Below are 21,295 nucleotides of genomic sequence, written 5' to 3'. Positions count from 1 at the left end.
GAGGAAACACCATGAAAGCTCTGATTATCGCGGCGACCGCCGCTGCTTCGCTCATCGCCACCGCCGCTTCGGCGCAACAGGCCGGCGCTCCCGCCAACCCCGGCCCGGTCATCCCCGGCGTCTGCGTCTATTACAACGCGCGTCTGCTGGCCCAGTCGTCGGCCGGTCAGGCCGTGGAAGCCCGCATGCAACAGCTGGCCCAGGAAGTTCAGGGCGAACTGCAACCTTACGCCACGTCCATCCAGTCGGACGCGCAGCAACTGCAAGCCTCGGGTTCGAGCCTGCCGGCCGACCAACTGCAACAGCGCCGTCAGGCCCTGCAGCAGCGCGCGCAAGAAGCCCAACAGCTGGAAGCCACCCGTGAAAACGAGCTGCGCTACACCCTGGGCATGCAGCGTCAGGCCATCACCGAGGCTGTCTCGCCGATCTTGACCGCCCTGTATCAAGAGAAGGGCTGCGGCCTGCTGCTGGACCGCGAGAGCGTCTTCATGATGAACCCGGCCATGGACGTCACCGACCTGGCGATCCAGCGCCTGAACACGGCCCTGCCGACCCTGAGCTTCAACCGTATGGCCGTACCGGCTCAGACGCAGGCTCAACCGGCCGCCGCCAACTAAGTCGTCAATGCCCGATCCCCGCTTTTTCGAAACCCTGTCGCCCCTCAGCGTCGCCGATCTGGCGGCGCAGATCGGCGGCGAGGTCGACCGGGGCGGGGATCGCATGATCGCCTCCGTCGCGCCCTTGTCCTCTGCGGACGGGGGCGCGATCGCGTTCTTAGGCGACCGCAAGTTCGCCGCCGCGCTGGCGACGACACAGGCCGGCTGCGTTATCGTGCCGGCTGAGGCCAAGGACGCCGCGCCGTCGTCCGCCGCTGTCATCATCTCGCGCACGCCTCAAGCCGCCTGGGCCAAGGCGTCGTTGGCGCTGCATCGGCCCATACTTCTGGAAAAAGCGATCACCCGCGACGAGGCGGGCGAGGACGACAGCGTCGTGGTCGAACCCGGCGCGATCCTGGGGCAGGGCGTCCGCATCGGTCGAGGGTCCCGCATTGGCGCCAACAGCGTCATCGCGCCTGGCGTGCAGATTGGTCGTGATTGCGTGATTGGCGCCAACGTCAGCGTGGCCTTCGCGCTGATCGGCGACCGGGTGAAGCTGTATGCCGGCGCCCGGATCGGCGAAGCGGGTTTTGGCGCCACGGGGACAGCGGCGGGCGTCATGGATATTCCCCAACTGGGCCGCGTCATCCTTCAGGACGGCGTGACGGTGGGCGCCAACTCCTGCATCGACCGCGGCGCCTATGACGACACGGTCATCGGCGAGAACACCAAGATCGATAATCTGGTCATGGTCGGCCACAACTGCGTCATCGGCCGCAACTGCCTGCTGGTCGCCAATACCGGCATCTCGGGCTCGGTGACCGTGGGCGACAATGTCATCTTCGGCGGCAAGGCGGGGATCGGAGACCACATCACCATCGGCGAGGGCGCGCGTGTCGCGGCCGGGGCCGGTGTGCTGGCCGATGTTCCCGCCGGCGAGACCTGGTCGGGTTATCCGGCGCGTCCGATCCGACAGTTCTTGCGCGAGACGGTCTGGCTCGCCAAACAGGCCTCATCGAAGAAGGCTCCAAAGGAATCATAGGGATGAGCGACACGACTGCCGTCGAAGGCAAGATCGATTACGCCGAGGTGATGCGGCGGCTGCCGCACCGTTATCCCTTCCTGCTGGTGGACAAGGCCGAAGACTTCGTGCCCGCGACGTCGATCGTCGGCATCAAGAACGTCACCCACAACGAGCCCTTCTTCCCGGGGCACTTCCCAATCGATCCGGTCATGCCCGGCGTGCTGATCGTGGAGGCCATGGCCCAGACCGGCGCACTGTTGATGTCCAAGACGCTGGACGTCGCCGTGGCCGACAAGGTCATCATGTTCATGTCGATCGACGGGGTTCGCTTCAGAAAGCCCGCGAGGCCCGGCGACCAACTGCGCATGGAGGTCAAGGTGATCCGCGCGCGGGGCGACGCCTACAAGTTCCGGGGCGAGACCTTCATCGACGGCAAGCTGGCGGCCGAAGCCGAGTTCATGGCGATGGTCGTGACTGTGCCCACTCCAGCGCCTGGGCCGGCGGCCTGATGACCGTTCATCCTACCGCTGTGATCGACGCAACGGCGACCCTGGGCGAGGGGATCGAGGTCGGCCCATGGTGCACAGTCGGGCCGAATGTGGTGCTGGGCGACAATGTGCGCCTGGTCAGCCATGTCGTGGTGCAGCAGGACTCGACGGTCGGGGCCGGGACGGTCATCCACCCGTTCGCAGTCATTGGCGGCAACCCGCAGCACAATGGTTACAAGGGTGAGACGGTTCGGCTGGAGATCGGCGAGAACAACCTGATCCGCGAGCACTGCACCTTCAATCGAGGCACGCCGCAGGGGACGGGCGTGACGGTCGTGGGTTCGAACAATCTGTTCATGACCGGCGCCCATATCGGTCACGACTGCGTCGTCGGCGACAATGTGGTCATGGCCAACAACGCGACTCTCGGCGGTCATGCTCAAGTCGGGGACAAGGTGTTCCTGGGTGGACTGTGCGCGGTGCACCAGAACGGCCGCGTCGGGCAGGGCGCGATCATCGGCGGTCTAGCGGCGGTGACGCGCGACGTCATCCCCTATGGCTCGGCCTGGGGCAATCATGCGCGGCTGCGTGGGCTGAATCTGATCGGCCTTAAGCGCAAGGGCTACGGCAAGGATCAGGTGCGGCGTCTGCTTGCAGCCTATCGCGATCTGTTCGAGGGCGACGGCGAGTTCGCCGGTCGGATCGATGGCGTGGCGGAACGCTATGCCGACCTCCCCGAGATCATGGAGATCATCGCCTTCATCCGCGACGGCGGGCGGCGTCCGCTGTGCCTGCCCAACGCGGAATGAGCGCGGCTGGAAAGCTGGGTCTGATCGCAGGCGGCGGCGATCTGCCGGCGGCTGTGGCGGCGCGTTGCGATACGCTCGGGCGGCCGGTTTTCGTGATCCGTCTGGCGGGGTTTGCTGACGAGCATCTGGCGCGCTGGCCCGGCGCCGAGTTCGGCATGGCTCAGATCGGCGCGATCCTGAAGGCGTTGAAGGCCGAGCGCTGCACGACCGTGTGTCTGGCGGGCATCGTCAATCGGCCGGATTTCAAGACGTTGAAACCTGACTTCAAGGGGGCGACTCTGTTGCCGGGCATTGTCGCTGCCGCTTCCAAAGGCGATGACGCCCTGCTGCGCAAGATCCTGTCGGTATTCGAGACCGAAGGCTTCGCCGTCGAGGGCGCCGACGACATTCTGGGCGGCGACACGCTTGGCGCAGGCGCGCTGGGCGCCGTAGCGCCGACCGAGGAGCAGCTAGCCGATCTGAAGAAGGCGCTGCATGTCGCCGAAAAATCAGGCGAACTCGATATCGGGCAGGGCGCCGTCGTCTGTGACGGCCTGGTCCTTGCGGTTGAGGCGCAGGAAGGCACGGACGCCATGCTGACCCGCGTGGCTGGCCTGCCCGCCGACTTGCGTGGAGCGGTTGATAGCCCGAGGGGCGCGCTCGGCAAGGCGCCCAAGCCGATCCAGGATCTGCGCGTCGATATGCCCGTGATCGGGCCGCGCACCGTCGAAATGGCGGCGGCAGCGGGTCTGGCGGGCATCGGCGGCGTGGCGGGACGTTTGATCCTGATTGATCGCGCGGCCATCGTCGAGACGGCGAACCGTCTAAGCCTGTTCGTCTGGGGCGAGGATCGGTGAGCCGCCCGCTGAAGATCATGTTGGTGGCGGCGGAGGCTTCTGGCGATGCGCTGGGCGCCGGTCTGGCCAAGGCGTTGAAGGCGCGGTTAGGAGACGATGTGGCCTTTGTCGGCGTCGGCGGGCCAAAGATGGCGGCCGAAGGCGTGGTCAGCCCGTTCGACATCGCCGAACTGTCGATCTTGGGCTGGATCGAGGGTTTGCGCGCCTATGGCAAGGTCAAGCGGCGCGTCGAGCAGACGGCGGCGCTGGCCGAGCAGGAAAAGCCTGACGCCGTGGTGCTGATCGACAGTTGGGGCTTTACTATCCGTGTGGCCAAGGCGATCCGGGCCGCGCGCCCGGACCTGCCGCTGATCAAATACGTCGGGCCTCAGGTCTGGGCCTCGCGGCCGGGCCGGGCCAAGACCTTGGCGGGCGCCGTCGATCATCTTCTTGCCCTCTATGGCTTTGATGCGCCCTGGTTCGAGCGCGAGGGCCTGCCGACCACCGTGGTCGGATCATCGGCGCTCCATGTGAATGTCGACGCTGCGGACGGCGCAGCGTTCCGCGCGCGTCGTGGGATCGCCGCCGATGCGCAGCTTCTCTTGGTGCTGCCCGGCAGCCGGCCCAGCGAGATCACCCGAATGGGCCCCGTCTATGAGGCCACGGTCAGAAAACTGAAGACCACGAACCCCGGCCTGGAAGTCGCCGTGGTCGCCGCGGGAACCGTCGCTCACGATGTTGCAGGCCGCGTCGCCGCCTGGCCCTTCCGCGTTCACCTGGTCGACGAAGCCGAAAAGTATGACGCCATGCGCGCCGCGACCGTCGCCCTGGCCACCAGCGGCACCGTGTCGACCGAACTGGCGCTGGCGGGCGCGCCGATGGTCATCGCCTACAAGATCGACGGGCTCAGCTATCAGCTGATGAAGCGGTTCGTGACCGCCAAACATATCACCCTGTTCAATGTCGCGGCTGACGACCGGATCGCGCCTGAATTCATCCAGCAGGAGGCGACCCCGGCCATTCTGACGGCGGCGGTCGGGCGGCTGCTGGCCGACCCGGCCTTGGCGGCCGAACAGGCGCGTCGCCAGACGGCGGCATTGGAGCTGATGGGACGCGGAGGACCGGACCCATCCGAACTGGCTGCCGACGCGGTGCTGAAGGTCATCGCCGAGAAGTCGGCGAGCTGACGATGGCGCGGGCGCTCAGTCCGCGACGTGCGGCCGAGGTCCGCGCCGCGCTTCAGATGGCGGTCGGCGCGATGGCCGCGCTCTATCTCGCGACCTGGCTGAACCTGCCGCACCCTTACTAGAGCGTGATTTCCGCCATCGTCGTCATTCAGGCGAGCGTCGGTGGCGGCGTCCTGACCGTTGCGCGGGACCGGGCCATCGGCACGGCGACCGGGGCGCTGGCGGGGGCGGTCTTCGCCTTCCTTCGTCCGCCGGGCCTGGAAAGCATGGCCCTGAGCATCGCCGTCTCGGCGGGGCTGCTGGCCTTCTTTGCAACCGGGCGGCCATGGCTGAAGGTCGCGCCCGTGACGGCGACCATCGTCATCGCCGGCGGGACCGGCGCAGAGGGGCCGGCGTCTCTCGCGCTGGATCGGGTGATGGAAATCCTGGTCGGCAGCGGCGTGGGGGTTCTGGCGATCCTGGCCATGTTTCCGCGCCATGCCAGGCAGTCCTTCAAGCTTCAGGCGCGCGAGGCGGCGGGCGAAGCGGCGGTGCTGCTGGCTTTGGTCTCAAAGGCCGTCCCGGAGGATGCGTCCGAGATTTCGCGTCGTCATGCCGATCTGAAGCGGCGGCTGGATGCATTGGGTCAGGCCGCCAAGAACGTCATCGATCTGCCCGGCCCGCAACGCGAGACGGCGGATCGAGCCGCGCTTGTGCGCGCCTTCTGGCGCGTGCGCAGCGACATCGTCATCCTGGGGCGCGGTTTCCAGGCCGAGGGCGCCGGCGCACGGTTGGATCCCTGGTCGCAGGACGCGGAGCGGGCGGTGGAGCAACTCAAGGCGCTGTCTCAAGGCAGGGCCGCCCAGCCCATGGGCGCGATCGACCAAAGCCTGGCCCTGTCCATGGCCGTCGAGGGCGACGACGTGGCTCTGGGGGCTGCTGCGATCGGCGTGGCGCATATGCACCGCGATCTGGACGACTTGGCTGCCCGTTTCGCGGATCTGAAGCTGGTCTGACGACAAAGAAAAACGCCGGGGATGTCTCCCCGGCGTTTTGCATTTCAGCTTTCGTCTCAGCCGCGCTGTTCGATCGGCACGTAATCGCGCTGGGTCGGGCCCGTGTAGAGCTGACGCGGGCGACCGATCTTCTGGGACGGATCGGCCATCATTTCCTGCCACTGCGAGATCCAGCCCACGGTGCGGGCCAAGGCGAACAGAACGGTGAACATGGTGGTCGGGAAGCCCATCGCCGACAGGGTGATGCCCGAATAGAAGTCGACGTTCGGGAACAGCTTGCGCGAGGTGAAGTATTCGTCCGACAGGGCGACCTTCTCCAGTTCCTTGGCGACCAGGAACAGCGGGTCGTTCTCGCGGCCCGTGGCGGCCAGCACTTCATAGGCCGACTGCTGCATGACCTTGGCGCGCGGATCGTAGTTCTTGTACACGCGGTGGCCAAAGCCCATCAGCTTGTACTTGCGGTCCTTCACGCCCTGGATGAACTCCGGGATCTTGTCCGGGGTGCCGATTTCCTTCAGCATCGTCAGCGCTTCTTCGTTGGCGCCGCCGTGCGACGGGCCCCACAGGCAGGCGATGCCGGCGGCGATACAGGCGAACGGATTGGCGCCCGACGAACCGGCCAGACGCACGGTCGAGGTCGAGGCGTTCTGTTCGTGGTCGGCGTGCAGGGTGAAGATGCGGTCCATGGCGCGAACCAGGGCCGGATCGACATGATAGTCCTCGGCCGGAACGGCGAAGCACATGCGCAGGAAGTTTTCGGCGTAGGACAGGTCGTTGCGCGGCGAAACGAACGGCTGGCCGATGTGGTATTTATAGGCGCGGGCCGCGATCGTGGGCATCTTGGCGATCAGGCGAATGGCCGAGATGTCGCGCTGGATCGGATCGTGGATGTCCAGGCTGTCGTGATAGAAGGCCGACAGGGCGCCGACGGTGCCGACCATGATGGCCATCGGGTGGGCGTCGCGGCGGAAGCCTTCGAAGAAGCGATCGAACTGGCTGTGCAGCATCGTGTGGGTGGTGATGCTGTTTTCGAACTTCTCGTACTGGGCGGCGGTCGGCAGTTCGCCGTGTAGCAGCAGGTGGCAGACCTCGACGAAGTTCGACTTCGACGCCAGCTGGTCGATCGGATAGCCGCGGTGCAGCAGCACGCCAGCGTCGCCGTCGATATAGGTCAGGGCCGATTCACAGGCCGCCGTCGAGGTGAAGCCGGGATCGAAGGTGAAGGCGCCCGTTCCCGCATAGAGTTTGCGGATGTCGATGACGTCCGGGCCGGTGGAGCCCGAAAGGACCGGCAACTCGATCGTCTTGTCCTCGAAGGACAGGGTCGCCGAGCCGGCGGGTTTGGCTTGTTCAGTCATGAATGCCCCTTTGCATCACACGTCCAGGCGCGGGGAGGCGTCGGCCGCTTTTTGGTTTGTGGGTGATCACTTAGTCTGTTGCAGCGCATCATCCAAGCGCCCGAGACTTTCGTCGCGCCCAAGAGCCGACAAAGTTCGTGCAATATCAGGTGATGTTGACCCTGCGGTAAGCGCTGCGCGCATCGGCGGGCCGATTTTTCCGAACCCAACGCCCTCGGATTCCGCAAAGGCCTTGAGCTCGGCTTCCAGCGCAAAAACATCCCAGGATTGGAACAGGGACAGCCGTTCGCGCAGACGGGTGAGGCGCTCCAAGGTTTCACCCGACAATAGCGCCTTCGCCTTGTCGTCCAGCGTCAGCGGGCGAGATTTCAGTACGAAAGCGGTTTGGTCGGCCAGATCGAGGATCGTCTTGGCGCGATCCTTGACGAAAGGCATGGCGCGCTGAAGCCGGGCTTCGTCCGCCTCTGCGAGGGCGTGGCCCTTCTGCAGGTGCGCATCCAGCGTCAGCTTGGCGAGCCGCTCGTCGTCGGCGAGGCGCAGCCAGTGCGAATTGACATGGGCCAGCTTGTCGAAGTCCAGGCGGGCCGGCGCCTTGCCGATGCCGGCGAGGTCGAACCATTCGATGGCCTGGGCGTCGCTGAACAGTTCGTCGTCGCCGTGCGACCAGCCCAGGCGGGCCAGATAGTTGCGCATGGCCTCGGGCAAGTAGCCCATCTCGGCGTATTCATGCACCGCCTGTGCGCCGTGACGCTTCGACAGCTTGGCGCCGTCCGGTCCGTGGATCAGGGGGATGTGGGCGAAGGTCGGACGCGTCCAGCCCAGCGCATCGTAGATCAGGCTCTGACGCGCGGCGTTGTTCAGATGGTCGTCGCCGCGAATGACGTGGGTCACCCCCATGTCGTGGTCGTCCACAACGACGGCGAGATTATAGGTCGGCGCGCCGTCCGAACGCAGCAGCACCAGATCGTCCAGGTCCTCGGTCGACCAGCTCACGTCGCCCTGGACCTCATCGGCCACCATGACCGTCGTCGCCTTTGGCCGGCGGAAGCGCACGACGTGCGGCAGGGCCAGGTCGTCCACGGTCGGCTCGCGGTCGCGCCAGGGCGATTCGAAAGTGCGCTTCTCCGCCTTGGCCTCATCGCGCAGACGACCGGTTTCCTCGGCCGAGTTGAAGTCGCGGTAGGCGTGGCCGGTTTCGAGCAGTTGATCGACCACCTCGCGGTGGCGGTCGGCTCGGCTGAATTGAAACACCGGCTCGTCGTCGGCGAACAGCTCCAGCCAGCTCAGGCCGTCAAAAATGGCCTTCACCGCCTCATCGGTCGAGCGTTCGCGGTCGGTATCCTCAACGCGGATCAGGAAACGCCCAGCGTGTCTCTTGGCGTACAGCCAGTTGAACAAAGCGGTTCTCGCCCCGCCGATATGCAGATAGCCTGTCGGCGAGGGGGCGAAGCGGGTGACGACAGTCGAGGAAGGTGAGGTCATGGGGGAGGGGTCCGTAAGCGAGGCCCTTATACGCCCCGATGCGGCAAAACCTACCCCCGCCGCGCGATTGCGCGCTTGGCTGGACGCCGAGGTCGCCGCCCAGACCCTGAGATGGCGGCTATGGGCGCCGGTCGCATTCGGCGCGGGCGGCGGCATCTATTTCGCGCTGCGAGCCGAGCCGGTCTTGTGGCCCTTGTTGCTGGGCGCCGCCTTGGCCTTTGGGCTGTGGGTCGTGGCGCGCCGGCGCGGCGGATCGCGGCGCCTGACCTGGCTGCTCTTGATTCTGGCCTGCGTTACAGGCGGGCTGGCGGCGGCCAAGGTGCGCACCGAAGCCGTCGCTGCGCCGATCGCGCCCGCCCTGAGCGAACCGACCGTGATCGAAGCCTGGGTCGTCGATGTCGACAGCCCGGGTCAGCAAGGAGCGCGGGTCGTGATCGCGCCGGTCTGGATTCGCGGACTGACGCCCGAACAGACGCCGGTGCGCCTGCGGGCGACGGTGCGGGGCGACCCGCCGCGGCCCGGCGAAGCGATCCGCCTGTTCGGCATTCTGAATCCGCCGCCTGCGCCGGCCAGCCCTGGGGCCTACGATTTCGGGCGCAACGCCTTCTTTCAGGGGATGGGAGGCGTTGCGTTCGCCTTGGGCGACACGCGTACGGCCGAGCTTGCCCCGCCGCCGTGGCGACTTCGACTTGAAATGGTGGTGAACGCCGCGCGCTTCGCATTGGCCGAGCGGATCGTGGCAAGGCTCGGCCAACGGACCGGCGGGATCGCCGCCGCCATGACGACCAGCCACGAAACCTGGATCAGTCAGGAGGACATGGATGTGATGCGCGATTCCGGCCTGGCGCACATCCTTTCGGTGTCAGGGCTGCATATGGCGATCGTCGGCGGTTTCGTCTTCTTCGCCGTGCGGCTGGGCGTGGCGGCCTGGCCCTGGTTGGCCTTGCGGGTTCACGGCAAGAAGGTCGCGGCCTTGGCGGGCCTGACGGCGGTCGGGGTCTATCTGGTGGTGTCGGGCGCGCCGCCCCCGGCCGAGCGGGCCGCCACCACCGCCTCCATCGCCTTTCTGGCCATCCTGCTGGATCGACAGGCGGTGACCATGCATGGCCTGGCTGTGGCGGCCTTCATCGTTTTGGCCATACAGCCTGAAGCCATCGTCACGCCGGGTTTCCAGATGTCGTTCGCGGCGACTGCGGCCTTGGTCGCCCTGGTCGAGGCTTGGCCGAAGCGCCCGCGCGAAATATCCGCGCCTTGGCCGATCCTGGCAGTCCAACGGCTGGGCGGGTGGCTGACGGCGGCTGTGGCGGCCAGCGTCGTCGCAGGATTGGCGACGGGACCGTTCGCTATGCAGCATTTCAACCGCACCGCCATGTACGGACTGCTCGCCAATCTCGGCACGTCGCCCGTGGCGGACTTCATCCTGATGCCAGCCCTGGCCTTGGGCGCAGCGCTTGAGCCTTTGGGGTTGGGGGGACCGTTCCTGGCGGTCGCGGGATGGGGCGTCGATCTGATGCTGGCCATCGGCGCCTGGACGGCGGGATTGCCCGGCGCGGTCAGAACGGTCGCCAGCGCACCAAATTATGTCCTGCCGGTCGCGTTCCTGGGCGTGTTGTTCGTCTGTTTGTGGCAAGGCCGCCTGCGCTGGTTGGGACTGCCCTTTGCAGCCGCCGTCCTGATCTGGCCGCGTGAACCGACGCCGGACCTCTGGCTTGGCGATGGCGGAACCAACGCCGCCTTTCACCGTGATGAGGCGGCCGTCGTCGTCCGGCCTGGCGTACGTGAGTTTGCGGTGGATCTCTGGTCGCGACGACGGGGGCTGGCCATGACGGATCGCTCGGAGACAGGCTGGGTCTGCGACCGCTTTTCCTGTCGACCGGAAGCCGATGAGGCCGGGCCCGTTGCAATCTGGTGGGGGCGGAAGTCGCCGAGCTCAGATCAGATGGAGGCGTTATGCCGCGCAGCGCCCGTCGTCAGCGTCCGCGCCGTCGTCTCGTCGATCCCGAGCGCCTGTCAGGATCGACTTGTCTTGGACAGCGTGGACTTTGCGCGGGGCGGGGCGGTGGAGTTGTGGCGCGTCAGCTCTGACGAGCCGAATCGATGGCGCGCAGTGTGGACGGCCGACGTTCGCGGCGACCGCCCCTGGACGCGTCAGTCCGATCCGGACGTCAGTGATAGCGGCGCATGAGGCCGACCAGCTTGCCCTGCACCGCGACCTGATCCGAGCCGTAGATTTTGGTCTCGTAGTTGCGGTTGGCGGGTTCCAACGCGATCGAGGCGCCCTTCTTGCGGAGGCGTTTCAGCGTCGCCTGCTCGCCCTCGACCAGAGCCACCACGATTTCACCGGAGGCGGCGTTGTCGGTCGATTTGATCACCACCATGTCGCCGTTCAGGATGCCGGCCTCGATCATGGAGTCGCCTTCGATCTCCAGCAAGTAGTGCTCGCCCGAGCCCAGCATGGATTCCGGGACCGGATAGCGCGCCGTTTCATGCTCGATTGCGTCGATCGGCGTGCCGGCGGCGATCTTGCCCATCAGCGGCAGCTCGCGGGTGTCGTTGGCCACCATCGGGGCCGAAGGTCGGACACCGCCGCCGCCCTCGATGACGTCGGGCTTGAACCCGGCGCGACCGCGCGGCGCGCCGGCCGTCGCCTGTTCGGGCAGTTTCGTGACTTCCAACGCGCGGGCGCGGTGAGCGAGGCGGCGGATGAAGCCGCGTTCCTCCAGCGCCGTAATCAGCCGGTGAATGCCGGACTTGGAGGCCAGATCGAGCGCCTCCTTCATCTCGTCGAACGAAGGGGAGACGCCGGTCTCCTGGATGCGTTCATGGATGAACATCAGCAGTTCGTGCTGTTTGCGCGTGAGCATCGCCAGGCCCTCATGCGCCCGCCGACGAATCGGAACGGGCCGTGAACATTTGTCGATGTTCTGTAAGTGTTCCTTGCTAATGTCAACTTAACGGCGCGGCTTGCCGCCGCGCGCAGACCTAGACCGCCAGCAACTGACGGGTCGCCGCCTCGACATCGGCCTGCCGCATCAGGCTCTCGCCGACCAGGATCGCCTGGGCATGGGCAGCCGAGACGCGCGCCACGTCGTCGGGCGTGAAAATGCCGCTCTCGGCGACCAGCAGAGCGCGAACGGGGCTAAGCATCGACAGCCGCTCCGTGGTTTCCAGATCGACCTCGAACGTGCGCAGCGAGCGATTATTGACCCCCACCAGATCGCCGCCTAGCGCACAGGCGCGCGCCATTTCGTCCTCGTCGTGCGTCTCGATCAGCGCGTCCATGCCAAAGCGTTCGGCTTCCGAAAGCAGCTCGGCGGCCAACCGGTCATCGACCATGGCCAAGATGATCAGGATGCAATCGGCGCCCAGGGCGCGGCTTTCGGCGACCTGCCAGGGATCGACAAGGAAATCCTTGCGCAGGCAGGGCAGGGCGACGGCCTCGCGGGCCTGGCCCAGATAGGCGTCGTCGCCCTGGAAGCTGGGGCCATCGGTCAGCACCGACAGACAGGCCGCACCGCCGGCCTCATAGGCGCGGGCCAGGGCCGGCGGATCGAAATCGGGCCGGATCAGGCCCTTGGACGGGCTGGCCTTCTTGATCTCGGCGATCAGGGCGGGACGACCGGTTTCCTCTCCGACGCGCTCCAAGGCGGCGCGAAAGCCGCGCGGGGCAGATGCGGCGCGGGCCAGGGCTTCGATCGCGTCCTGTGAGGTCGCAGCCTTGCGGGCGGCGACGTCCTCGCGCTTGTAGGTGGCGATACGATCCAGAACGTCGGTCATGCGGGCTCTTCGCTTTCCAGCGGCGTGGAGGTGATGCGGGCCAGGCGATCCAGCGCCTCGGCGGCTCGACCGTCGTCGATGGCGCCAGCCGCGAGCGCGGCGCCGTCGGCCAGATCGGCCGCGCGATCGGACACCACGAGGGCGGCGGCGGCGTTCAGCAGCACGATGTCGCGGTAGGGTCCGGCCGCGCCGGCCAGAAGCGCGCGCAGGGCGACGGCGTTCTCTTCGGCGTCGCCGCCGCGAATGTCTGCGATAGAGGCCCGCGGCAGGCCGGCGTCCTTGGGCGTGACCTGGAAGCGACGAACCGCGCCATCCTTCCATTCGGCGACGTCCGTGGGGCCGGAAGTCGCCAGTTCGTCCAGGCCTTGGCCGTGAACGGTCCAGGCCCGGGTGGCGCCAAGCCGGCCCAGCACCTCGGCCAGCGGCTCCAGCAGGCGCGGATCATAGACGCCCATGACCTGTCGTCTTGCAGACGCCGGGTTCGAAAGCGGTCCCAACAGGTTGAAGACGGTGCGAAAACCGATCTCGGCTCGCACCGGCCCGACATGACGCATCGCCCCGTGATAGGCGGGCGCGAACAGGAAGCAGATACCGGCCTCATCCAGCGCCTTTTTCTGCTGCGCCTGCGACGCCATCAGGTTCACGCCCAGGATCGACAAGACGTCGGAAGAGCCTGATTTCGAAGACATCGCCCGATTGCCGTGCTTGGCGACCTTCAGACCGGCGCCGGCGAGAACCAGGGCTGCGGCGGTGGAGATATTGTAGGTGTGCTGACCGTCGCCCCCGGTGCCGCAGGTGTCGATCACCTCATAGGGATGATCCAGCGTCAGAGCGGCTTCACGCATGGCGCCCGCGAAGGCGGCGATCTCGTCCACGGTCTCGCCGCGCATCCGCATGGCGGTGACGGCGGCTGCGACCTGGGAAGGCGTGGGCTCGCCCCGCAGGCAGGCGGCGAAGAAGTCGTGCGCCTGCTGGGACGTCAGGGAATGGCCCTCGACCAGTCGGGCGAGGATCGGCTTGAACCCGTCGCCCATGGTCAGGCGGCCGCGAGGCGCTTTACGCCGGCGATATCAAGGAAGTTGGCCAGCATGTCGTGACCGTGCTCGGTGGCGATGGATTCCGGGTGGAACTGAACGCCGTGGATCGGGCGCGTACGGTGCTGCAGACCCATGATCTCCCCGTCGGCGGTCCAGGCGGTGACCTCCAGGTCGTCGGGCAGGGTTTCGCGCTTGACCGCCAGCGAATGATAGCGTGTGGCGGTGAAGGGCGAGGGCAGGCCGGCGAAGACGCTCTGGCCCTTATGCAGGATCGGCGAGGTTTTGCCGTGCATCAGGATCTTGGCGCGGATGACGTCGCCGCCGAACGCTTGGCCGATGGCCTGATGACCCAGACATACGCCTAGGATCGGCATCGACGCTGGCGCTGTCGTGATCAACGGCAAACAGATGCCGGCCTGATCGGGCGCGCACGGGCCGGGCGACAGCAGAACGGCGGCGGGGTTCAGCGCCCACGCCTCGTCCACCGTCAGGTCGTCGTTGCGCACGACATGCGTCGGCGCGCCCAACTCCGCGAGGTAGTGGACGAGATTGTAGGTGAAGCTGTCGTAGTTATCGACGACGAGGATCATGGCTTGGCTTCTAGGCGTGACGCGCGTCCGCGCCAAGCCGGCGCGGCTTTAAAGCGCATTTTAACTCGACGGGACTAGGACTGGGCGTGTGAAACTCGCCGCTGAAAAAGACATCGCCGCCAAGATCGCCGCCGCCAAGGCGAAGCTGGTCGTGGTCGAACCCGCGCCCAACCCCGTCGCCGCGCTTGGGGCAGCCGCGCTCGCAGCGACTGCGGCGGTTTTGATGGCGGGCGTCGTCATTATCGGGCCGGGCGTGCAGTTCAACGACCCGGTAATGACGATTTCGCGCTAGCGATTGCCGGTCCGAAAGCGCCAGGCGTCTTCCGCCGCCCGCATCGGCGCGCGCGCCTTGTGCTGGGTCTCGGCATATTCGGCCGCAGGATCGCTGTCGGCGACGACGCCGGCCCCGGCCTGAACGAAGATCCGATCGTCGGCGAAAAGGGCGGTGCGCAGGGTGATGCAGATGTCCGCCTCGCCGCCGGCTGAAATATAGCCGACGCCGCCGCCGTAACCGACGCCGCGCTTTTCGCTTTCCAGTTCGTCGATGATCTCCATCGCGCGCACCTTGGGCGCGCCCGACAGGGTCCCGGCGGGCAGGGCGGCCAGCAGCGTGTCCACCGCATCCAGCCTGGGGTCAGCCTTGCCGCGCACGTTGGAAACGATGTGCATGACCTGGCTGTAGCGCTCGACGACGAAGCTCTCGGTGACTTCAACCGTGCCGGGCGCCGCGACGCGCCCCACATCGTTGCGGCCCAGGTCCAGCAGCATCAGATGCTCGGCAAGCTCTTTTGGATCAGCGAGCAGTTCGACTTCCAGCGCCTTGTCCGCTTCTGGCGTCGCGCCGCGCATGCGGGTTCCGGCCAGTGGCCGGATCGTCACTTCTCCGTCCTTGAGCCGAACCAGGATCTCGGGGCTGGAGCCGGCGAGCTGGAAGCCTTCGAAGTTCAGATAGAACAGATAGGGCGACGGATTCTGGCGACGCAGCGAGCGATAGAAGGCGAAGGGATCGTCCGTCCACGGGGCTGAGAACCGATGGCTGAGCACGACCTGGAAGATGTCGCCGGCGCCGATGTAGTCCTTGGCCCTGGCGACCATCTCGGCGAAGGCCGGCTCGTCCACAGGCGAGGTGAAGACGGGAGGCGGCGTTTGCTGCGGAGCGGCGCGAACGGGCAGGGGTTCGCGCAAGGCCGTCTCGAACGCGTCCAGCCGCGCCGTCGCGGCGTCGAACGCCTCTTGCGGGGAGATGCCGGCGTCGGGATAGGCGGCCGATACCAGAACGATCTCGTGGCGGACCGAATCGAAGATGGCCACCAGCGACGGCCGTGTCAGCACAGCGTCGGGCAGGTCGAGCGGGTCAGGGTTTGGCGCGCCCAGCGGCTCCAGCAGTCGCACCATGTCATAGCCGAAGACGCCGAACAGGCCGGCGGCCATCGGCGGCAATCCCTCCGGCAGATCGAACTTCGACGCCGCGATAAGCGCGCGCAGGGATTGCAGCGCCGGCAGCGGTTCAGCCGTAAAGCGACCCTCCGCTATGGCGAACCCGCGCGACAGTTCCGCCGCGTTGGAGCGACAACGCCAGACCACATCAGGATCCAGCGTGAGGATGGAGTAGCGACCCTTAACCGCGCCGCCCTCGACCGATTCCAGCAGACAGGCGTACGGCCGGTCGCGCCCCAGCTTGAGGTAGGCCGAGACCGGGGTTTCCAGGTCGTCGATGACCCGCCGAACCAGGACCTGCGGCCGACCCGCCGAAAGGCCGGCGGCGAAGGCGTCGAACGTGATGTCGCGCGTGGCGTCGTCGGTCATTGCGCCGGTGCGGCGGGCGTTGCTCCACCCGACAGACCCAGGGCCGACAGTGCTTGGGCCGGGTCGTTCTTGGCCTTGGAGCGCTGGGCGCCCGCCGAGACCGACGATTCGACCATGGCCTGCACCAATTCCTGGGTCAGGCGCGGGCGGACCTGCTCGGCCAGCGGACCGGCTACGGTCGGATTGGCGGCGCGGACGTTGTCGACGCGACCGACCACATAGGCGGTCTGCGACGCGGGCTGCGAGAAGGCCTGGCCCTTGGACTGGCCGAACAGGCCCTGAAGCACGCCCTGACCCAGGGCTTCCTGGGTCTGCTGATTGCGGATGACGCCGGTGCGCACGGTCAGCGGCGCATTGACCGAGCGGGCGACCGCGGCGATGTCCTCGCCGTTGCGCACGCGGGTCGTCAGCTCTTCGGCCTTGGCCGACAGGCGACGCATGGTCTCCCGCTGGACCCATTGGGCGGCCAGGGGCTCGCGCACCTCGGCCAGGGTCGGCAGGGCCGACGGGCGGATGTCGTTGACGCGCACGGCGAAATACTGGCCCTGACCGGCGTCGATGACGTCGCTTTCGCCGCCCTTGGTCAGGCTCCAGGCCGTCTCGAAGATTTGCGGCGGGGCGTTCAGCGCCTGACCGTTCGGCAGCTTGCCGTCCTTGGTGAAGGGCGGCAGATCGACGACGCGACCGCCGGCCTCACGCGCCGCGTCAGCCAGGTTCTTACCGGCCGTGCGGGCGGCTTCGTACTTCTCAACCTTGGCGTAGGTCTGGGTCTTCACGTCCTCGGCGCGCAGTTCTTGGATCAGTTCCTCGCGAGCGCTGTCCAGTGTGGCGGGCGCGGCGGGTTGCACGGCCGTGACCTTGGCGACGGCGAAGCCGACACCGGCCTGGACCGGATTGGACACCTGGTTGGCTTGCAGGCCGAAGACGGCGGCTGCGGTCGCGGCGTCGCCGATGGCCGAGCGGGGGGTCTCGTTGAAGGCAGCCGGCGTGATGTTGTTGGCGCGGCCGACGTCGGCGGGCGATTGGCCCGCGCGCAGGGCGGTGGCGATCTTCTGGGCCGTCTCGCGGTTCGGTGCGGTCAGGGTGACGAACGAGCGCGTTTCGGGCTTACTCAGTGTGTCCTTCTTGAACTCGAAGCGCTCGCGGATGCGGTCTTCCGAGATCGGCGCATTGGCCGAAGCCTCAGGCGTGAACAGAACCACCGACACCATGCGGAACTCGGGCGCGCGCAGGCGGTCGGCGTTCTCCTGGATGAAGGCGTTCAACTGGGCGTCGGTCGGGGCGGGGATCTGACCGGCCATCGCCGGGGTCACCTCGAACCAACGACCGTCGCGGCTTTCGAAGGCCGAACCGGCCAGAAGCGCGCCATAGATGCGCGGCACGCGGGCGCCGGCGAAGACGGCGGCGCCGAAATGCTCCGTCGCGTACTGATCGCGCAGGTCCTGCTCCAGCATGGCGGGGGTCAGGTTCTGTTGCGCCAGAGCCGCCTCATAGGCCTGCTGGTCGAACTGGCCGGTGACCGAGTTGAAGAAGGCCGGGATCTGGCGGATTTGCTTGACGATCAGTTCCTTGCCCGGGCGGATGCCCGCCTTGTAGGCCCAGTTCAGGAAACCCAGCTGTTGCGTCTGCTCGGTCAGGAAGCGGACGTGGATGTTTTCTGCAACCAGCTCTTGGTTCGTCAGGGGACGGCCGACCTGCTGCTGCAACCGTTCACGCACCTGATCGAAGGCGGTGCGGAACTCGACTTCGTTCATCGAGCGGTCGCCCGCGTCGATGACGTGTTTCGGTCCAAGGTTGGAGAAGACGTCCATCCGCGCGCCGACGATCACGAAGCTGATCGCGATCAGGACAAGCAGGGCGGCCGCCCATTTGGATCGAGAGAAGGCGCGGAAGGCGGTGAGCATTCGAAAACCCGGGACTGGCCGATATTGGCGTCAATCGTCGCGTATAGTCGGGGCGGGGCCGCCGCTGCAAGGATGGCTTCGTGTCCGGATTGCGGCGGCTCCTCTTGGCTTGGCGGTTTTCGCCTTCTAGACAGGCGGCCATGAAACAATCCGTGAAGATGATCGTCGGCAATTGGAAGATGAACGGCGTTTCGAGCGCCTTGGCGCAGGCTGAGGCGATCAGGGACGCCGTCGGAACGACGGGGCAAGGATGCCGTGTGGTGCTGTGCCCGCCGGCGACGCTGATCGAGCGTATGAGGTCCGCCCTGGCGGGCAGCGACGTGGCGGTGGGCGGTCAGGACTGCCACGAGAAGCCCGCCGGCGCCTTTACCGGCTCTGTCTCGGCCGAAATGCTGGTCGACGCCGGCGCGACCGTGGTGATTCTGGGGCATTCCGAACGCCGCTCGGCTTTCGGCGAGACCGATGCGGACGTCGCCGCCAAGGTCGAGGCCGCCATCGCTGCCGGGCTGGAGCCCATCGTGTGCGTCGGTGAAACCTTGCAGCAGCGGGAAGCAGGCGACGCCATCGCCGTGGTGTCGGGTCAGGTCGCGGGCTCGCTGCCGTCCAGCTTAGCCGAGCGCGACTTCGCGGTGGCCTACGAACCCGTTTGGGCCATCGGGACGGGCCTGACCCCCACTCTGGATCAGATCGCTGAAGTTCATGCCGCCGTGCGCGCCGCCATCGTCGAAAAGCTGGGAGAGGGCGCTCGCACCGCGCCCATTCTGTATGGCGGTTCGGTCAAACCGGACAATGCGCGCGACATTCTGGCTACGCCGGACGTCGGCGGCGCGCTGGTCGGCGGCGCGTCCTTGAAGGCCGAGGACTTCATGCCGATCGTCAACGCCGCCGCGTGACGTTTGCCCCTGGCGCGCTTCGATGATAGAGGCCGCCGCTTGATCGGCGCAGATCCGCGCCCACATGAATGACGCCATGCTCCAGACCATCCTGCTCGTCGCCATCATCATCGTCGCCATCGCGCTGACGGGCATCGTCCTGCTTCAGAAGTCCGAGGGCGGCGCCCTGGGCATGGGCGGCGGTCCGTCGGGCTTCATGACCGCACGCGGGGCAGGCAATCTTCTGACCGTCACCACCTGGTGGCTTGCGGCCGCGCTGTTCGCCCTGACGATCATTCTGACCGTCGTCGGCAATATGGATCGCGCCTCGGTGTCCGGCATCGACGCCGACGCTGTGGGTTCGTTGGCCACGACGCCGCAGACCCAGACGCAGCAGCCCGCCCAGCAGCAGCCCGCTGCGCCGACCAAACCGGCGACGCCCTCGCTGGATGATCTGGAAGCCAGCTTGCCGTCGGCTTCCACGACGCCGGCTCCGGCCCAACAGCCCGCGCAGTAAGGCTCAGACAGAGACCCAGGTTTCAGAAAGCGCGCCGCAGGGCGCGCTTTCTTCTTTTGATCAACAGTTCGATTCGACGGCGGCATGACCGAGCCGCGAATCATGGAGTAAGGTGTCCCCCCATGGCTCGCTATGTGTTCATCACCGGCGGCGTGGTTTCCTCGCTAGGAAAAGGCCTCGCCTCCGCCGCTCTCGGCGCTCTTTTGCAGGCGCGCGGCTATAAGGTCCGCCTGCGCAAGCTCGACCCCTATCTGAACGTCGATCCGGGCACGATGAGCCCGTATCAGCACGGCGAGGTCTTCGTGACCGACGACGGCGCCGAGACCGACCTGGACCTGGGCCACTACGAGCGGTTCACCGGCGTGTCGGCGGCCAAGTCCGACAACATCACGACCGGCCGAATCTATTCGACTATTCTGGAAAAGGAGCGTCGCGGCGACTATCTGGGCGCCACGGTGCAGGTCATTCCGCACGTCACCGACCAGATCAAATCGTTTTGCCTGACGCCTGCCCTGACGGACGCGGGCGAAGACGTCGACTTCGTTCTGGTCGAGATCGGCGGCACGGTCGGCGATATCGAGGGCCTGCCCTTCTTCGAGGCGATCCGCCAGCTTGGGCAGGACCTGCCGCGCGGCCAGAGCTGCTTCGTTCACCTGACGCTGCTGCCGTTTATCAAGACGGCCGGCGAGATGAAGACCAAGCCGACTCAGCACTCGGTCAAGGAACTGCGCTCCATCGGCATCCAGCCGGACATCCTGCTGTGCCGCTGCGAGCAGCCGATCCCGGCCGAGGAAAAGCGCAAGATCGGCCAGTTCTGCAACGTGCGCGAAAGCGGCGTCATTCAGGCGATGGACTCCGCCGATATTTACGCCGTGCCGCTGGACTATCACCGCGAGGGTCTGGACCGCGAGGTCCTGGCGCATTTCGGCATCAACGATGCGCCTGAGCCGGATCTGACCGGCTGGCAGGAGATCGCGCGTCGCCGCCTGCAGCCCGACGGCGAGGTCACCATCGCCGTGGTCGGCAAATACACGGTCCTCAAGGACGCCTATAAGTCCCTGATCGAGGCGCTTCATCACGGTGGCGTGGCCAACAACGTCAAGGTCAACATCGACTGGGTCGAGGCCGACACCTTCGAAGGCGATCCCGAGGCCTGTGAGGAGCGTCTTCAGGGCGCGCACGCCGTTCTGGTGCCGGGCGGCTTCGGCGAGCGCGGCTCGGAAGGCAAGATCGAGGCGGCCCGCTTCGCCCGTGAGCGCAACATTCCTTACTTCGGGATCTGCTTCGGCATGCAGATGGCGGTGATCGAGGCGGCGCGGAACCTGGCCGGCTATCCCAAGGCCTCTTCCACCGAGTTCGGCCCGACCGCCGAGCCGGTCGTCGGCCTGATGACCGAATGGACCCAAGGCAACCAACGCGTCCTGCGTCAGCAGGGCGGCGACCTGGGCGGCACCATGCGGCTCGGCGCCTATGACTCGACCCTGACAGCCGGGTCCAAGATCGCCGAGATCTACGGCTCAACCGCGATCAGCGAACGTCACCGCCACCGCTACGAGGTCAACATCAACTATCGCGAGGCGATCGAGCAGAAGGGCGGTCTGGTCTTCGCCGGTCTCTCGCCTGACGGCGTCCTGCCCGAAACCGTCGAACGCCCGGACCATCCCTGGTTCATCGGCGTTCAGTACCACCCCGAGCTGAAGAGCCGTCCATTCGCGCCGCATCCGCTGTTCGCCAGCTTCATCGGCGCGGCCGTGGTGCAGAGCCGCCTGGTCTGACGGAACGCGGTTCGCACAGACTCCATCAGGTCCGCGTTTTGCAGTAGACTGTCCGGAACGGATCGAATTGGCACGATCCGAATGCGGCGGGACCGTCGATGATCGGCGAGTTGCTTTATCATCTGCATAGGCACGTTCGGCTGGTTCTGATCGCCGGGGCGCTGATGCTCGTGCTCGGCGTGGTCTTGGTCGGTTATGAAGCGCTGCGCCTTCTGGACCAGCCGCCGGCCCGCCCGGCCGAAGCCGGACAGGCCTTGAGCTAG

Annotated in this window: 21 protein-coding genes; 13 read left to right on the top strand and 8 right to left on the bottom strand. The window is 66.7% G+C overall.

Annotation, left to right across the window (positions count from 1 at the left end):
* Positions 1 to 11 precede the first annotated feature (11 nt).
* From A4249_RS06230 to A4249_RS06200, 7 genes are all read left to right on the top strand, one after another.
* Positions 12 to 617, top strand: a complete 606-nt coding sequence (locus A4249_RS06230; protein ID WP_055753512.1) for an OmpH family outer membrane protein — start codon at positions 12 to 14, stop codon at positions 615 to 617.
* A 7-nt stretch (positions 618 to 624) separates the two neighbouring features.
* A complete protein-coding gene (gene lpxD, locus A4249_RS06225) occupies positions 625 to 1,638 on the top strand; it encodes a UDP-3-O-(3-hydroxymyristoyl)glucosamine N-acyltransferase (RefSeq protein ID WP_066551608.1) in 1,014 nt (337 codons plus the stop codon).
* Positions 1,635 to 2,129, top strand: a complete 495-nt coding sequence (fabZ, locus tag A4249_RS06220) for a 3-hydroxyacyl-ACP dehydratase FabZ (RefSeq protein WP_055753514.1) — start codon at positions 1,635 to 1,637, stop codon at positions 2,127 to 2,129. The genes lpxD and fabZ overlap by 4 nt, the downstream gene beginning before the upstream one ends.
* A complete protein-coding gene (gene lpxA, locus A4249_RS06215; protein WP_066551607.1) occupies positions 2,129 to 2,917 on the top strand; it encodes an acyl-ACP--UDP-N-acetylglucosamine O-acyltransferase in 789 nt (262 codons plus the stop codon). Before fabZ ends, lpxA begins: the two co-directional genes overlap by 1 nt.
* Entirely contained in the window at positions 2,914 to 3,753 is an 840-nt protein-coding gene (gene lpxI, locus A4249_RS06210; RefSeq protein ID WP_066551606.1) for a UDP-2,3-diacylglucosamine diphosphatase, read from the top strand. Before lpxA ends, lpxI begins: the two co-directional genes overlap by 4 nt.
* On the top strand, positions 3,750 to 4,919 hold the full coding sequence (gene lpxB, locus A4249_RS06205) for a lipid-A-disaccharide synthase (protein ID WP_066551605.1): 1,170 nt from the start codon (positions 3,750 to 3,752) through the stop codon (positions 4,917 to 4,919). The genes lpxI and lpxB overlap by 4 nt, the downstream gene beginning before the upstream one ends.
* A 125-nt stretch (positions 4,920 to 5,044) precedes the next feature.
* Positions 5,045 to 5,914 (top strand): FUSC family protein, encoded by an 870-nt coding sequence (locus tag A4249_RS06200; RefSeq protein ID WP_066551604.1) that lies wholly within the window; start codon positions 5,045 to 5,047, stop codon positions 5,912 to 5,914.
* Between the two features lie 56 nt (positions 5,915 to 5,970).
* Here A4249_RS06200 and gltA read toward each other — a convergent pair whose 3' ends face one another.
* Together gltA and gltX are read right to left on the bottom strand one after the other, a co-directional pair.
* Entirely contained in the window at positions 5,971 to 7,272 is a 1,302-nt protein-coding gene (gene gltA / locus A4249_RS06195) for a citrate synthase (RefSeq protein ID WP_045811199.1), read from the bottom strand.
* Between the two features lie 66 nt (positions 7,273 to 7,338).
* Complete coding sequence (gltX, locus tag A4249_RS06190) at positions 7,339 to 8,754, bottom strand: glutamate--tRNA ligase (protein ID WP_066551603.1); 1,416 nt, start codon at positions 8,752 to 8,754, stop codon at positions 7,339 to 7,341.
* A 67-nt stretch (positions 8,755 to 8,821) separates the two neighbouring features.
* Between gltX and A4249_RS06185 the strand changes: the two genes are divergently transcribed.
* Positions 8,822 to 10,939, top strand: a complete 2,118-nt coding sequence (locus tag A4249_RS06185) for a ComEC/Rec2 family competence protein (RefSeq protein ID WP_082854084.1) — start codon at positions 8,822 to 8,824, stop codon at positions 10,937 to 10,939.
* Here A4249_RS06185 and lexA read toward each other — a convergent pair.
* From lexA to A4249_RS06165, 4 genes are all read right to left on the bottom strand, one after another.
* A complete protein-coding gene (lexA, locus tag A4249_RS06180) occupies positions 10,920 to 11,618 on the bottom strand; it encodes a transcriptional repressor LexA (protein WP_066551601.1) in 699 nt (232 codons plus the stop codon). The genes A4249_RS06185 and lexA overlap by 20 nt on opposite strands.
* Positions 11,619 to 11,736: 118 nt before the next feature.
* Positions 11,737 to 12,531, bottom strand: a complete 795-nt coding sequence (trpC, locus tag A4249_RS06175) for an indole-3-glycerol phosphate synthase TrpC (RefSeq protein WP_066551600.1) — start codon at positions 12,529 to 12,531, stop codon at positions 11,737 to 11,739.
* Complete coding sequence (gene trpD / locus A4249_RS06170; RefSeq protein ID WP_066551599.1) at positions 12,528 to 13,565, bottom strand: anthranilate phosphoribosyltransferase; 1,038 nt, start codon at positions 13,563 to 13,565, stop codon at positions 12,528 to 12,530. The genes trpC and trpD overlap by 4 nt, the downstream gene beginning before the upstream one ends.
* A 2-nt stretch (positions 13,566 to 13,567) precedes the next feature.
* Positions 13,568 to 14,158, bottom strand: coding sequence for an anthranilate synthase component II (locus tag A4249_RS06165; protein WP_066551598.1), 591 nt, complete (start codon positions 14,156 to 14,158; stop codon positions 13,568 to 13,570).
* A gap of 88 nt (positions 14,159 to 14,246) precedes the next feature.
* Between A4249_RS06165 and A4249_RS06160 the strand changes: the two genes are divergently transcribed.
* On the top strand, positions 14,247 to 14,450 hold the full coding sequence (locus A4249_RS06160; RefSeq protein ID WP_066551597.1) for a peptidoglycan-binding protein: 204 nt from the start codon (positions 14,247 to 14,249) through the stop codon (positions 14,448 to 14,450).
* Here the strand turns inward: A4249_RS06160 and trpE are convergent.
* Positions 14,447 to 15,964, bottom strand: a complete 1,518-nt coding sequence (gene trpE / locus A4249_RS06155; protein WP_066551596.1) for an anthranilate synthase component I — start codon at positions 15,962 to 15,964, stop codon at positions 14,447 to 14,449. The two genes, A4249_RS06160 and trpE, sit on opposite strands and share 4 nt — an antisense overlap.
* On the bottom strand, positions 15,961 to 17,868 hold the full coding sequence (locus tag A4249_RS06150) for a peptidylprolyl isomerase (protein WP_066551595.1): 1,908 nt from the start codon (positions 17,866 to 17,868) through the stop codon (positions 15,961 to 15,963). The genes trpE and A4249_RS06150 overlap by 4 nt, the downstream gene beginning before the upstream one ends.
* Before the next feature lie 140 nt (positions 17,869 to 18,008).
* Here A4249_RS06150 and tpiA point away from each other — a divergent pair, with 140 nt between their 5' ends.
* The 4 genes from tpiA (at position 18,009) to A4249_RS16760 (ending at position 21,295) form a co-directional block, all read left to right on the top strand.
* Positions 18,009 to 18,761, top strand: a complete 753-nt coding sequence (tpiA, locus tag A4249_RS06145; RefSeq protein ID WP_066551594.1) for a triose-phosphate isomerase — start codon at positions 18,009 to 18,011, stop codon at positions 18,759 to 18,761.
* 76 nt (positions 18,762 to 18,837) lie between these two features.
* Positions 18,838 to 19,257, top strand: a complete 420-nt coding sequence (gene secG, locus A4249_RS06140) for a preprotein translocase subunit SecG (protein ID WP_442854495.1) — start codon at positions 18,838 to 18,840, stop codon at positions 19,255 to 19,257.
* Positions 19,258 to 19,379: 122 nt separating this feature from the next.
* On the top strand, positions 19,380 to 21,032 hold the full coding sequence (locus A4249_RS06135) for a CTP synthase (RefSeq protein WP_066551592.1): 1,653 nt from the start codon (positions 19,380 to 19,382) through the stop codon (positions 21,030 to 21,032).
* A 98-nt stretch (positions 21,033 to 21,130) separates the two neighbouring features.
* Positions 21,131 to 21,295: a hypothetical protein gene (locus A4249_RS16760; protein WP_165116665.1), complete on the top strand. Its 165-nt coding sequence runs from the start codon at positions 21,131 to 21,133 to the stop codon at positions 21,293 to 21,295.

The organism is Brevundimonas sp. GW460-12-10-14-LB2 (genome assembly GCF_001636925.1).
Taxonomy (GTDB): Bacteria; Pseudomonadota; Alphaproteobacteria; order Caulobacterales; family Caulobacteraceae; genus Brevundimonas; species Brevundimonas vesicularis.
This window is presented reverse-complemented; position numbering and strand designations above follow the sequence as displayed.

Coding starts and splice junctions, on each gene's coding strand:
- A4249_RS06150 (WP_066551595.1), bottom strand. CDS start 17,868: ATGCTCACCGCCTTCCGCGCCTTCTCTCGATCCAAATGGGCGGCCGCC.
- secG (WP_442854495.1), top strand. CDS start 18,838: ATGCTCCAGACCATCCTGCTCGTCGCCATCATCATCGTCGCCATCGCG.
- trpC (WP_066551600.1), bottom strand. CDS start 12,531: ATGACCGACGTTCTGGATCGTATCGCCACCTACAAGCGCGAGGACGTC.
- gltA (WP_045811199.1), bottom strand. CDS start 7,272: ATGACTGAACAAGCCAAACCCGCCGGCTCGGCGACCCTGTCCTTCGAG.
- lpxD (WP_066551608.1), top strand. CDS start 625: ATGCCCGATCCCCGCTTTTTCGAAACCCTGTCGCCCCTCAGCGTCGCC.
- gltX (WP_066551603.1), bottom strand. CDS start 8,754: ATGACCTCACCTTCCTCGACTGTCGTCACCCGCTTCGCCCCCTCGCCG.
- trpD (WP_066551599.1), bottom strand. CDS start 13,565: ATGGGCGACGGGTTCAAGCCGATCCTCGCCCGACTGGTCGAGGGCCAT.
- A4249_RS06135 (WP_066551592.1), top strand. CDS start 19,380: ATGGCTCGCTATGTGTTCATCACCGGCGGCGTGGTTTCCTCGCTAGGA.
- lexA (WP_066551601.1), bottom strand. CDS start 11,618: ATGCTCACGCGCAAACAGCACGAACTGCTGATGTTCATCCATGAACGC.
- A4249_RS16760 (WP_165116665.1), top strand. CDS start 21,131: ATGATCGGCGAGTTGCTTTATCATCTGCATAGGCACGTTCGGCTGGTT.
- lpxA (WP_066551607.1), top strand. CDS start 2,129: ATGACCGTTCATCCTACCGCTGTGATCGACGCAACGGCGACCCTGGGC.
- A4249_RS06165 (WP_066551598.1), bottom strand. CDS start 14,158: ATGATCCTCGTCGTCGATAACTACGACAGCTTCACCTACAATCTCGTC.
- tpiA (WP_066551594.1), top strand. CDS start 18,009: ATGAAACAATCCGTGAAGATGATCGTCGGCAATTGGAAGATGAACGGC.
- trpE (WP_066551596.1), bottom strand. CDS start 15,964: ATGACCGACGACGCCACGCGCGACATCACGTTCGACGCCTTCGCCGCC.
- A4249_RS06230 (WP_055753512.1), top strand. CDS start 12: ATGAAAGCTCTGATTATCGCGGCGACCGCCGCTGCTTCGCTCATCGCC.
- lpxI (WP_066551606.1), top strand. CDS start 2,914: ATGAGCGCGGCTGGAAAGCTGGGTCTGATCGCAGGCGGCGGCGATCTG.